The following is a 12,175-nucleotide window of genomic DNA, read 5'->3' on the forward strand; positions in this document are numbered from 1 at the left end:
AGTACATGAAAAAAGACGATCCTTTCTTTAAAGGGTCGTCTTTTTATTGAGCTATATCTCCACCAACATAATATTCAAGGTACACATCCTGCAATTCATCCATTGAAAGTTCATAGAGCTGCTTACCGAACGATTTATAGACGCCGATCCTCAATAACTGTTGTATATAAAAGTCTTTTTTAAATTCGGGTGTTTTGTTCTGCTCTGATTTCGTTTCTTGATGTAGCATGTTCATCCCTCCAGTTGAGGATATACCCCAATCATGGAGAGACATAAACATCCGTTTCCCATTTTTCTTCAATCGACTTTTTTAAAAACCCGTCACTGCAATCATGAGAGGGAGTTTCTTCATAATATTCCCAATCGATCATGTACAACTATGATGATGTCCCTCGAGCACGGTTTCCCCTTCGACTTGGATAGTAGAGTGATGAATACCAAACTCTTGTTCAAGAAAGGATGACAGCTGTACTAAAATTCCATCCCGATTCACTTCATCCCCTACCACGACATGGCAGCTTAAGGCTTTAAAATCCGAAGTGATGGACCATACATGAAGATCATGGACTTCCATAACCCCCGGTATTTGGGACAGGCTCATAGACACCTTTTCCATATCAACATCTCCCGGAGAACCTTCCATTAAGATATGAATGGAATCCTTCGTCACCCTCCATCCGGAGATGACAATAAGAATCGCTACGATGACAGAAGCAATCGGGTCTGCCAGATTCCAATCAAAGAAGTAAATAAGAAGACCCGCTATGATGGCCCCGACTGAACCGAGCATATCCCCCAGTACATGAAGGAACGCACTGCGGACATTCAAGTTATGTTCGTTGTCCCCTTTCATCAGGATCCAGGCGACTATGATGTTCACAATCAAGCCGATTATGGCAATGATCATCATGCCGGGTGACACAGTGGGAGTGTCGATGAAGCGGCGGTAAGCTTCCCAGAAAATATAAAGGGAAACCAGGATCAGGGTGATCCCGTTCAGAAAGGCAGCGACGATTTCAAAACGTCTGTACCCGAATGTCTTCCCCATATCCGACGCTTTCTCCCCTATATAGAAAGCGGCCAGACTTAAGCCAAGTGCCGCTGCATCACTGAGCATATGCCCTGCATCTGAGAGAAGAGCGAGACTATTTGTCACCACTCCCCCCACCACTTCAACAATCATAAAAGAAAAAATGAAAAGAAAGCTGATTAATAATGCTTTTTTATTTTGATTATGGCCATGACTGTGATCGTGACCCATATGATATCCCTCACTTTCGATTTTCTCTTCTAAGTACGTCTATACTATTCACTATTATACGTACCGCCGCTTCCATTAAGCAAAAATATGGCATACACCCTATGAACAGGACGGCTCCTGAATCCGATCTTTGAACATAAAAAAACCCCGGACACTGAATCCGGGTTTTCGCTGAAGGATTAATTTTGTTGCAGCTTTTTACGCTCCCGCTTCATGAAGAGGTCAAGTGTTACCCAGAACACAACGGATGTAATGGCGAAGATGGCGATGGCGAAGTAAATGTCTTCTGTTTTCCAGTCTAATCGGGGAATAAGCAGGCCCAATACACCTGATAATATATAGTAGCCTCCAATTAATTGCAGGTATAACCGTCCTGTTTGGGATTGAAGGTTTTCAAGATACCCTTTTCCTGCTTTGCCGAAGAAAATGGCTACTCCTCTTAAAATGACATAAACCGAAAAGGCAATGATAAGGGATACAACAAACTCTTGATTAAAAACGTCTGCCATGATCGTCCTCCTTTCCAATTATCCAGTGTTTTGAATCCTAAATGATTGTATTGTTCATAAATATTCACTATGATGAAATCATGAATCTTTCCGGTTAATCGTTATATCTCAGAATAACCCAATGCGTGTTGCATTTCAATGACAATGGATAGGAATGTAATACGTTAAAGGATATATTCAATTCTTAAGGATTTCAAGTGGCATTCGGCCCTCAATTCTTACGTAATCATGACTATTTCATACAGGAGGTGATTGAAGCGAAAGAATGGGACAACTTCCCGTGCTTTTGACTTCTACTACTTGGATATTTTAATTAATTTACTACTTGTCGCCCTGCTGATCGGATTGACAGCGTTCTTCGTCGCTTCTGAATTTGCCATTGTGAAAGTAAGGGGTTCGAGAATCGATCAGTTGGTCTCTGAAGGAAATCAAACCGCTGTTGCTGCGAAAAGGGTCATTTCCCATCTCGACGAATACCTTTCTGCCTGTCAGCTGGGGATTACCATCACCTCCCTTGGACTTGGCTGGTTAGGAGAACCAACCATTGAAACCTTGCTACACCCATTATTTGAAAAGTTTGATTTGAATCCGTCCATTTCAAGCATCATTTCATTTGCACTGGCTTTTTCGGTCATTACCTTTTTGCATGTGGTAATAGGGGAATTGGCTCCGAAGACATTCGCCATCCAAAAAGCTGAAAAAATCACCTTGTTATTCGCCAAGCCGCTCATTTGGTTCTACCGGATTGCGTATCCATTCATTTGGACCTTGAATAGTTCGGCACGTGTGTTTACAGGCATGTTCGGTTTGAAACCGGCCTCAGAGCATGAAATCGCCCATTCGGAAGAAGAGCTTAGAATCATTCTTTCCGATAGCTATAAGAGCGGTGAAATCAACTCTTCGGAATTCAAGTATGTGAATAAGATATTTGAATTCGACGAGCGCATCGCCAAGGAAATCATGGTCCCCCGTACAAACATTGTGACTCTATCCGCAGGATCCACCATTGATGAAGTATTATCAGTCATTAAGGAAGAGCGGTATACGAGATACCCTGTCGTGGATGGGGATAAAGACAATATCCTTGGGGTCGTGAATGTGAAGGAACTCTTAACGACCCTCGTGAATCATAAAAGCGAGCATGAAGACGTAACCTCCTTCATTAAGCCCGTCATCCGCGTCATTGAAACTATCCCGATTAAAGCCCTGCTCCTCAAGTTGCAAAAGGAACGCTCCCCGATGGCCGTCCTTCTTGATGAATACGGAGGAACGGCAGGTCTGGTTACGGTGGAGGACATCATCGAAGAAATCGTCGGTGAGATCCGGGATGAATTTGATATCGATGAAATTCCTGAAGTCCAGAAGATAAAAGAAGATCATTATATTTTCGACGCCGTCATGCTCATTGAAGAAGTGAATGACCTTCTCGGCATCTCGATTGAAGAAGAGGAAGTCGACACAATCGGAGGCTGGTTCCTCACTCAAAAATATGAGGTCAAGCCTGAAGATAAGATCGAAGAACAAGGCTACTGCTTTAAAGTCAAAGAAATCGACGGCCACCATATTCAGTACCTGGAAGTCACCAAAATGAAAAAGAACACATCTGAAACGAACGAGTCTCACTAAGAGCCCGTTCGTTTTTTTATGTTCCTCAAGACGTCAGCAGAGAATAAATCTTTTCTTAAATGGAAAAATAAGCGGAAATAGATAGTTAAGAGGTGAATTATGACTAGCATCATCGTTGGATTAATCCTGCTTATGGTTTTAGCGTATTTAGGATGGTCGATCATCTGGATCGCGCCGCTGGTTGCAGGTTTGGTTGCGTTAATGAGTGGTCTTGATCTGCTGCCGGCCTATACAGAAACGTATATGACCGGATTTGTGGACTTTGCAAAAGAATGGTTTCCTGTCTTCCTGTTTGGGGCCATCTTCGGAAAGTTGATGGAAGATGTAGGTGCCGCTCAATCCGTGGCATATAAGATCACCAACATTATCGGGAAAGACCGGGCCATCCTGGGAGTACTGATTGCTGCAGCGGTATTGACATATGGCGGTGTCAGTTTATTCGTGGTGGTGTTTGCCATCTATCCACTGGCGATCGCCATGTTCAGAGAGGCGGATATTACACGGAAACTACTGCCGCCAACCTTTGTATTAGGTGCTTTCACCTTTACCATGACCGCAATCCCCGGTACACCACAGATCCAGAACCTGATACCGATCGATTACTTCAAGACATCACCTACTGCCGCTCCCATCATCGGGATTACCGGGGGGTTAATCATGGCGGTTGGCGGGTACTTTTATTTAAGATGGCGTCAAAAGCAGTTCACGGCGAAAGGCGATGTTTTCACCGAACCCAAAGGCGGGAATGATGTAAAAGAAATTAAAGAATCGGAGCTTCCGAACTTCTATCTCTCGTTTCTGCCACTTGTCATCGTCGTCGTTACCTTGAATGTGTTCAAGTGGAATATCCTGACTGCCCTTCTTGTCGGAATCCTTTCAATATTACTCATTAATTTCAAACATTATAAGAAATTCATTCCTGCTGTCAATGGAGGGGCCAAAGGTTCTGTGATGGCCGTGATCAATACCAGTGCCGCAGTCGGGTTTGGGGCTGTCGTGACAGCGGCACCCGGTTTTAAGACGTTAACGAAACTCATCCTGGGCATCAAAGGGAATCCGGTGATCTCAGAAGCTATCGCTGTTCAAACATTGGCTGCCATAACGGGTTCTGCTTCCGGAGGGATGGGAATTGCCCTGGAGGCGTTGGGAGATAAATATTATGAGCTTTCACAGACAAGCGGAATCAGCGCAGAAGCATTCCACCGGATTGCGTCCATTTCTTCCGGTGCATCGATTCTGCCTCATAATGGCGCTCTCCTGACCCTATTTGCCGTAACGGGACTTACTCATAAAGATTCATATCTAGATGTTGCCGTTGTCGGGCTGCTAATTCCGACAATCGCGGAAATCGTCTCAATCATCCTAGCCAATATGGGAATTTACTAATTCGAGGAGGAAATCAAAATGGTCAATGACAAAGTGGTATTTATTACAGGTGCTGCAAGAGGGATCGGATTTGAAATCGGGGAACATTTTGCCCAAAATGGTGCAAAGGTCGTTCTGTCCGATATCAATCAAGAAGGATTGGATGAAGCGGTAGATGAACTAAAAAGCAGAGGGTTTGAATGCCTTGGCATTAAATGCGACGTAACGAGTGAAGACGACGTGAAGGCCGGAATCGATAAGACCGTAGAACACTATGGACGGATCGATGTCCTGATCAATAATGCAGGGCTTCAACATGTTTCACCCATTGAGGACTTTCCGATTGAAAAGTTCGAACTATTAATCAAAATCATGCTGACCGCCCCATTCATTGCAACGAAATTTGCTTTTCCACATATGAAAAAGCAGAAGTTCGGTCGGATCATCAACATGGCCTCCATCAATGGCTTGATCGGATTTGCCGGGAAAGCAGCTTATAATAGTGCGAAGCATGGAGTCATCGGATTAACCAAAGTGTCCGCCCTCGAAGGAGCTGAACACGGTATCACCGTAAACGCCATGTGCCCTGGATACGTGGATACCCCCCTTGTCCGTAACCAGTTGAAGGATATTTCAACAACCCGGGGAGTAGAGCTTGAGAAAGTATTGGAGGACGTCATTTACCCTCTGGTGCCCCAAAAACGGTTACTCTCAGTGGAAGAAATTGCGGATTACACCATCTTCCTTGCAAGTGACAAAGCGAAAGGTGTTACCGGCCAAGCGGTAGTCCTCGATGGAGGATATACAGCTCAATAATACCAACTCGAAAAATCGGATCAGAACCCTGATCCGATTTTTATTTACTTCATGTTTTCCGGGAATACACTCAGATCCACTCCCCATACCATAGGCATGACGAAATAAATCAAGAGCGTGATGAACACAATACTAATAAGATTCAACCATACACCCGCTTTGACCATGTCCCCCATCTTGATATAACCCGATCCGAATACCACTGCATTAGGCGGTGTGGCAACCGGCAACATGAATGCACAGGATGCAGCGAGACCGGCGGCTACCATCAAACTATACGGATGAACATTCAAAGCAGCGGCAAGGGCTGCCATAATCGGGAACATCATCGTGGCTGTGGCCGTATTGGACGTGATTTCCGTCAAGAAAATCACAAAAGCCGTGACAGCCACAAGGATGATGATAAATGATATTCCGTCGAGTACCGTCAACTGCTTCCCTATCCATTCCGCAAGGCCCGTCTCTTTGAAACCTTTTGCAATGGCAAGTCCTCCGCCAAACAGAAGCAGGATACCCCATGGAAGCTTTTTGGCATCGTCCCACTTCAACAATCTTGACTCTTTTCTGCCTGGAAGCAGGAAGAGGACGAGTGCTCCTGTAATGGCAATGATCGTATCATCCAAAGATGGGATCCAGTCGTTCAATAAAAAAGAACGTGTGATCCAGCAAAAGGCTGTAGCGACGAAGACTGTCAAAACAAGCTTTTCTTCGAAAGATATCCTTCCTAGAGAGCGGTTTTCCTTCTCCACAATCTCCCTGCCCCCAGGAAGTTCCTTGATTTTCAGCGGGAATGCCACCTTGATGAGATACCACCATGTGGCCATGAGGAGGATGGCCGCGAGAGGGACTCCGAAGAGCATCCACTTTGCAAAAGAAAAGTCGATTCCATACAGCTGTTTGATCACTGCAGCAAATATCGTGTTGGGAGGCGTCCCGATTAAGGTTCCCAATCCTCCGATCGATGCACTGTAGGCAATCCCGAGCATGATGACTTTACTGAAATGCCCCGTCCTTTTTGCTCCTTCCTTCTGTAAACTTTCATTCACTTGATAAACTACGGCGGTTCCGATCGGCAACATCATCATGGCCGTTGCGGTGTTTGATATCCACATGGAAAGAAATCCTGTCGCAAGCATGAACCCAAGGACAATCCGCTCAGTGCTTGTCCCGATTAATAAAATGATGTTCATGGCGATTCGCTTATGTAAATTCCATTTTTCCATGGCGATTGCAATGATGAAACCTCCCATAAATAAGAAGATTGTGCCATCTCCATAAGCAGATGTCACTTCTCCGGACTGAAGGGCACCGGTAACCGGGAATAAAATGATCGGCAGGAGAGATGTTGCCGGTATCGGTATGGCCTCTGTGATCCACCAAACCGCAATCCATACTGTTCCTGCAAGAACCGCTACCGCTTCTTCGGAAAGTCCCTCAGGAGAAAAGAAAAGTAATATGAGCAAAAATAATACTGGGCCTAATACGAACCCGATCGATTGCCGTGGTTTTAGAGAAGGCTCCGGCTTTCGATCGGTTTCCATCGTTTCCTTCACCGGCGTGCTCCCTGAGGTGAAGAATTGGAGCGTATCCTTGACATCAAGGTGCCAGCCCCAAAGTGTTCCCCATGCTCTTTTCACCATTTGCATAACCCATTCCCCCCTTTGATTATTAATAGTCCATACCCTTTTACGAAAGCGTCATAAACAAAAACCAACCATATTCTGTAAGAGTACCTCTTTCCTCCTATCCGTTTTCAGAGAATGATTAAAGGACCATTTCATCATAGAACGTTTCATTGTAAAATAATGTTAGATAGATATGACGTTTTTACAAAAGGAGAAGAGATGAAAATTTACTGGCAAATAAGCTATTTTGTTTTCGGATTACTCATTTTCAGCTATGGGATCAGCATGTCCATAAAGGTTCAGTACTTAGGCATTCATCCATGGGATGTACTGAATATCGCCATGTTCCAGAAGTTCGGTTTGACCATCGGAACGTGGAATATCATCGTAGGAGCCATGCTCGTTTCAGGTACGCTTATCCTAAAGGGAAAATATGTTCAAATCGGCACCATCCTAAACGGAGTACTGGTGGGAGTGCTAGTGGACTTTTTTCTCTTCTATGATCTGCTTCCTCCAAAAACGGGGCTGATCACGGATATTCCGATTCTACTATCTGCCATTTTATTGATGGGGATCGGCGGGGGATTATATTCCGCTGCCCATCTCGGGACCGGTCCACGGGATGGATTTATGCTCACCATCTCAGATTTAACCGGTCTTTCCATCAGCAGGGTCCGGATAATCTGTGAGTGCACGGTACTACTGATCGGCCTTTTCCTATCCGGGCCAGTCTTTGTGTTTACATTCATTTATACATTCATTCAAAGTCCCATCTTTCAAAAGTCTTTCTTATTTTTCACTAACAGACTCCACACACGTTTCCCACAACACAGCAATATTAGTATGTGAAACGAGAGTGGAAGGGGTGAACCAGAGGCTAAAGGATTTCGTTTTAAGGGGGGCGGCACTTATCGCTTGGTAGATCTGGTTAAACACCGAGCTGTTAATTAGGCGGTGAAATTCCGCTTATTTTCCTTTCACTGGTTCTTCAACGTCTTTTTCCAAATAAAAGAACTCACCAAACTATGGCAAGTTCTTCTAAAAAGCACCTCAAAATGGAAAGGTTCATCCCTTATGACATCTCACATGCAACCAGGCCGTATTGCTGATCCTGATCCAGTTGCTTTATAAACTGGAATAGTTGCTGTACTTGTTCATCATCCGTTTCTCTCTTATAATATTCTTCCAGCATCGATAGCATCTCTGCCGGGAACATCAGGCAGGTATGACTTCCCCAATCGGTCTGCCGTCCCTCCAATCTTTTATAATAAATACCATCCAGCACGGAGAAGAATAGTTCATAGCCCCTCGGAAAAAAGGGACTGATCCGTTTTGGATAATTATGATTCCAGTCTCCCCCTTCATAATGAAACGACCGGTCCCTTAAATCACCGATAAAGACTTCCACGTCTGCCATCTTATCTCCTCCTCTAATGTTCTTATTATTATGTATGAACCCGTCCACCTTTTTTAGAACAAAAAAGAGCCCCATCCGGATGATATCCTGGATGTGACTCTTCCTCCTATAGATATTTCCGCTGAACACTTCTTCCGTCATACGTAAATAGCATATCCCGGTTCTCCACATGGGTCTCGATATGAACCGGTCTTCCCCAGAGCCGGTGCAAATAAGGTAAAACCTTTTCCAAATATTTAATATCAAGCTCGACATCTTCGAACCAGTGCTTCAGGTAAAGTTCCCCGCTCTTCATATAATCCCCGTCATTCACAGTGATGTAAGGGAAACCGCCATTCACCCTCATGCCCACGAGCTGATCCCGGACATGGGTCCATTCTTTATCGACAATTTTATAATCCTTCCCCTGCTTTTGGAACAGATACATATCCTCTCTCGTCACCAGATCCTTCGTTAGATAGTTTCGCAAGAAGGAAATATCCGATTCGATTTCACGCACTTCAAACATTTTTTCACGACCGGAATTCGGCTTTACCCCCCGTTTTTTCATCTCTTCTGTCGGGTTGTCGAACCGATCCTCAATATCTTCGAAAATCTTCAGACCGAGATAATATGGATTGATCTGTGTGCGGGACGGCTGTACGACACCAGCATTGAGCTTGGCAAACTCGATCGATTCACCGCTTGTCAGATCCATTTCACGAATGATCCGCTGATGCCAATAAGAGGCCCATCCTTCATTCATGATCTTCGTTTCAAGCTGTGGCCAGAAATACAGCATTTCCTCCCTCATCATTGTCAATATATCCCGCTGCCAGTCCGACAATTCCCTGCTGTACTGCTCGATGAAAAGAAGGATGTCCTTCTCCGGCTGCGGAGGAAACTTCTTCTTCACTTTCTTCTTTTCCCTGCTCTTTGGCTTTTCATCCAAGGACCATAGATCATCATATGGCGTCGCATGACTCACTTCTTCTTCTTCCCACTCCACATCATCCATCGTCCACGACAGTTTCGGCCTCATGAGGGAAGGATCGATATGTTCATCGACGGCAAGGACCGCATCAAGGAAATTCTCGACTTCCTGCTTCCCATGTTCGATCTCATATCTGCGCACGCGTTCAGCCGTAGCCGACATACTTTCCACCATATCCCGCTTCGTATTCTGAAAACGGACATTGTTCTTAAAGAAGTCACAGTGTGCCAGAACGTGAGCCACAATCAATTTATTCTGTATGAGGGAATTGGAATCCAGCAAGAACGCATAACAAGGATCCGAGTTGATCACAAGCTCATATATCTTACTCAACCCCAAATCATACTGCAGCTTCATCTTATGGAACTGCTTCCCGAAACTCCAGTGCGAAAACCGTGTCGGCATCCCATAAGCCCCAAAAGTATATATAATGTCAGCAGGACAAATTTCATATCGCATCGGATAAAAATCCAGACCAAACCCGGCTGCTATCTCAGTAATTTCCCCTATCGCATTCTGCAAATTCTTCTGCTCCTCTAAATTCATCTTCATCCCCCTCTTTATTCTCTTATCTAAATGTATGAAGACAATGGGGATTTGATGAAAAGAAAAGCGGAGCCGGGTTGGGCAGAGGCGACAAGCATAACCAACAAAAAGGCTGTCCCCATAATCCAGGGAACAGCCTTCTTATCAACCTTACGTATTCAAATTCTTTTGCAATAATTTAACTGGGATGAGAGTAGTGAGCAGCAAGAGTGCAGACCATGTGAAAACCATTGAGACACTCATGACTTCCAGGAGAAGCCCGACCCCCACTGACGATAAGCCGAACAAGAGCGTGGTTAACGCCCCTTGTGCAGCATAAATCTTCCCGAGCTCTTCCGGCGGCGCACTCTCCTGTAAATACGTCTGAAGCACTACGTTCTTTATTTGATCAAATAAGCCGAACACAAACGACAGGATAAGCGCCATCACGGCTATTTTATTCCAGGCAAATACAAGAGTGACACCTGAAGTGACAATCATGCAGAAGGGGAGCCACTTATGCCGGTGTTTTGAAAAGATGCCATGCAGCTTAAATATGAGATAGGAGGCAAGGACCAATCCCACAAAGAAGCTTGAATTGATGAATCCCCACCATTCTTCCCCCCGCTGAAGCAAGAGATCCACATATAAATAAAGAACGGCCGCAATCCAGACGGTCCCTGAAATCGACTCCAGTCCGTATATCCAAAAAACGGGGACCAGCCCTTTCCGGCTTTTCACCTGAGACCAGCCCTCCCCAAGCTCCTGCCACCAAATCTTGCGAACTTCCAGCGTGCTACTTGGAATGACCGGCAGCTTCAGCATATAAAAAGTGCTGGCCAGAAACAAGAGGATCACCACAATGAAAAGATTCGTTGCATTCAGGACTGCTAAAAGAATACCGCCCAAAGCCCAGCTTGAGAATTGAATCGTCTGATCGACGGTTGAGAGGAAGCCATTCGCACCCATCAGCTCCTCTCTCTTAACCAGAAATGGCACATATGCATTTCTCGCCGGCAGTGCCCAACCATCCAGAAAAGAAATGATACTCGCACAACTGAGATACATCCACACATTTCCACTACCCAGTACCATCATCAGGAGGAACACGCATAAAAAAAATGTCTTCCCCATTTGCGAATACGCGATCAAGCTCTTCATCTGTGTACGATTCAACAACAAAGGCGCTGCCATGCTGCTGATGAATCGTGAAAAGGTGATCACTAAAGGAACGGCCGTCATGTAAACAGCAGAACCGGTCATATTGTATACAAGGGAGATCAACCCTACGATATAGAAGATATCCCCCATATTGGCCAATGACTGACCGAACCACAGATTTCTAAATGCATTGGAATGCATATCTCTTCCTCCCTCTATTCAGTTTATATATAGGTAAGAAAAGAACAGCATCACATCGGAACAAAGATCCCCTTTCAGAATCAAAACGATTTATGTATGATTTCATTTTAGCAAACTGATGGTGAATTTGCAGGTAATACTTTAGTTTATTGTACATATGTATATGCGCGTGCAGATTTTATGGGAAAATGGCCAGTCTCGCCTATAACAAAAAAAGCCTCCTTAATCAAAGAAGACTTCATCTGTTCCCGTTATTCCTTCACCGAGATGTTGAGTACCTTTTCATTGTCTAGATCGTGTACCACGATGACAACGACCTTTTTCTCGGCATTATTTTCTTGAACGGTAAATTCAAAGGCATCGGATACCTTGTTCTCCGTCATTTTCTTGCGTCCCTGGTACTGATAATCCTTTACAGGCTGTCCGGGATAGTCCTCTTTGATGACGGCTGTCGCAATGCGTCCAAACTTCTTATAATCCGACTGCTCGGCATGCGCCTGACTTGAAAATACCAGAAAAAATACAGTTGATAACATCACGATTGCTTTCTTCATTTTCATCACCTCTGTTTACGTTTCATTACATAGGATGAATTAATCAGGCGTTTTTATTCACCCAATAGAAGGAAAACGAGCATTTGCAACAGTACCAACTTTTACAGAGAAAAAAATACGGTTTCTCGTGCAAAATAGGAGT

12 protein-coding genes are annotated in these 12,175 nt (G+C 44.6%); 4 read left to right on the plus strand and 8 right to left on the minus strand.

The genetic code is table 11. The features are described 5' to 3' along the window. Nucleotides 1-43: 43 nt before the first annotated feature. The 3 genes from N5C46_RS07510 to N5C46_RS07520 all read right to left on the minus strand — a co-directional run bounded on the left by N5C46_RS07510 (nt 44) and on the right by N5C46_RS07520 (nt 1,770). Nucleotides 44-229 (minus strand): Fur-regulated basic protein FbpA, encoded by a 186-nt coding sequence (locus N5C46_RS07510; protein WP_034763185.1) that lies wholly within the window; start codon nt 227-229, stop codon nt 44-46. Between the two features lie 138 nt (nt 230-367). Continuing rightward, nucleotides 368-1,261: a cation diffusion facilitator family transporter gene (locus N5C46_RS07515; protein ID WP_261751536.1), complete on the minus strand. Its 894-nt coding sequence runs from the start codon at nt 1,259-1,261 to the stop codon at nt 368-370. 179 nt (nt 1,262-1,440) lie between these two features. Further along, entirely contained in the window at nt 1,441-1,770 is a 330-nt protein-coding gene (locus N5C46_RS07520; RefSeq protein WP_224520576.1) for a hypothetical protein, read from the minus strand. Between the two features lie 300 nt (nt 1,771-2,070). On the opposite strand from N5C46_RS07520, the gene N5C46_RS07525 reads away from it, so the two are divergent. The 3 genes from N5C46_RS07525 to N5C46_RS07535 all read left to right on the plus strand — a co-directional run bounded on the left by N5C46_RS07525 (nt 2,071) and on the right by N5C46_RS07535 (nt 5,577). Next, complete coding sequence (locus N5C46_RS07525) at nt 2,071-3,396, plus strand: hemolysin family protein (protein ID WP_261752302.1); 1,326 nt, start codon at nt 2,071-2,073, stop codon at nt 3,394-3,396. A gap of 99 nt (nt 3,397-3,495) precedes the next feature. Next, nucleotides 3,496-4,782 carry a GntP family permease gene (locus N5C46_RS07530; RefSeq protein WP_034763179.1) on the plus strand — a complete coding sequence of 429 codons (1,287 nt, stop codon included), beginning with the start codon at nt 3,496-3,498 and terminating at the stop codon, nt 4,780-4,782. Between the two features lie 18 nt (nt 4,783-4,800). Then, nucleotides 4,801-5,577 carry a 3-hydroxybutyrate dehydrogenase gene (locus tag N5C46_RS07535; RefSeq protein ID WP_034763177.1) on the plus strand — a complete coding sequence of 259 codons (777 nt, stop codon included), beginning with the start codon at nt 4,801-4,803 and terminating at the stop codon, nt 5,575-5,577. A gap of 44 nt (nt 5,578-5,621) precedes the next feature. Here the strand turns inward: N5C46_RS07535 and N5C46_RS07540 are convergent, their stop codons facing one another. Next, nucleotides 5,622-7,217, minus strand: coding sequence for an SLC13 family permease (locus N5C46_RS07540; protein WP_420720454.1), 1,596 nt, complete (start codon nt 7,215-7,217; stop codon nt 5,622-5,624). 204 nt (nt 7,218-7,421) lie between these two features. Between N5C46_RS07540 and N5C46_RS07545 the strand changes: the two genes are divergently transcribed. Then, on the plus strand, nt 7,422-8,051 hold the full coding sequence (locus tag N5C46_RS07545; RefSeq protein ID WP_261751537.1) for a YczE/YyaS/YitT family protein: 630 nt from the start codon (nt 7,422-7,424) through the stop codon (nt 8,049-8,051). A gap of 223 nt (nt 8,052-8,274) precedes the next feature. Here N5C46_RS07545 and N5C46_RS07550 read toward each other — a convergent pair whose 3' ends face one another. The 4 genes from N5C46_RS07550 to N5C46_RS07565 all read right to left on the minus strand — a co-directional run bounded on the left by N5C46_RS07550 (nt 8,275) and on the right by N5C46_RS07565 (nt 12,033). Further along, on the minus strand, nt 8,275-8,619 hold the full coding sequence (locus N5C46_RS07550; RefSeq protein ID WP_261751538.1) for a hypothetical protein: 345 nt from the start codon (nt 8,617-8,619) through the stop codon (nt 8,275-8,277). Nucleotides 8,620-8,725: 106 nt separating this feature from the next. Next, nucleotides 8,726-10,138 (minus strand): SpoVR family protein, encoded by a 1,413-nt coding sequence (locus tag N5C46_RS07555; RefSeq protein WP_061810943.1) that lies wholly within the window; start codon nt 10,136-10,138, stop codon nt 8,726-8,728. A gap of 150 nt (nt 10,139-10,288) precedes the next feature. Continuing rightward, nucleotides 10,289-11,479: an MFS transporter gene (locus N5C46_RS07560; RefSeq protein WP_261751539.1), complete on the minus strand. Its 1,191-nt coding sequence runs from the start codon at nt 11,477-11,479 to the stop codon at nt 10,289-10,291. A 251-nt stretch (nt 11,480-11,730) separates the two neighbouring features. Then, nucleotides 11,731-12,033 (minus strand): DUF3889 domain-containing protein, encoded by a 303-nt coding sequence (locus tag N5C46_RS07565; protein ID WP_034763166.1) that lies wholly within the window; start codon nt 12,031-12,033, stop codon nt 11,731-11,733. Nucleotides 12,034-12,175: the final 142 nt, after the last annotated feature.

Origin of the sequence: Rossellomorea vietnamensis, assembly GCF_025398035.1 — a bacterium.
Taxonomy (GTDB): Bacteria; Bacillota; Bacilli; order Bacillales; family Bacillaceae_B; genus Rossellomorea; species Rossellomorea vietnamensis_B.

Bases quoted from the DNA above. Each gene is read 5' to 3' on its own strand.
- N5C46_RS07515 (WP_261751536.1), bottom strand. From the start codon at position 1,261: ATGGGTCACGATCACAGTCATGGCCATAATCAAAATAAAAAAGCATTA.
- N5C46_RS07560 (WP_261751539.1), bottom strand. From the start codon at position 11,479: ATGCATTCCAATGCATTTAGAAATCTGTGGTTCGGTCAGTCATTGGCC.
- N5C46_RS07510 (WP_034763185.1), bottom strand. From the start codon at position 229: ATGCTACATCAAGAAACGAAATCAGAGCAGAACAAAACACCCGAATTT.
- N5C46_RS07545 (WP_261751537.1), top strand. From the start codon at position 7,422: ATGAAAATTTACTGGCAAATAAGCTATTTTGTTTTCGGATTACTCATT.
- N5C46_RS07520 (WP_224520576.1), bottom strand. From the start codon at position 1,770: ATGGCAGACGTTTTTAATCAAGAGTTTGTTGTATCCCTTATCATTGCC.
- N5C46_RS07530 (WP_034763179.1), top strand. From the start codon at position 3,496: ATGACTAGCATCATCGTTGGATTAATCCTGCTTATGGTTTTAGCGTAT.
- N5C46_RS07550 (WP_261751538.1), bottom strand. From the start codon at position 8,619: ATGGCAGACGTGGAAGTCTTTATCGGTGATTTAAGGGACCGGTCGTTT.
- N5C46_RS07535 (WP_034763177.1), top strand. From the start codon at position 4,801: ATGGTCAATGACAAAGTGGTATTTATTACAGGTGCTGCAAGAGGGATC.
- N5C46_RS07540 (WP_420720454.1), bottom strand. From the start codon at position 7,217: ATGGTGAAAAGAGCATGGGGAACACTTTGGGGCTGGCACCTTGATGTC.
- N5C46_RS07565 (WP_034763166.1), bottom strand. From the start codon at position 12,033: ATGAAGAAAGCAATCGTGATGTTATCAACTGTATTTTTTCTGGTATTT.
- N5C46_RS07555 (WP_061810943.1), bottom strand. From the start codon at position 10,138: ATGAATTTAGAGGAGCAGAAGAATTTGCAGAATGCGATAGGGGAAATT.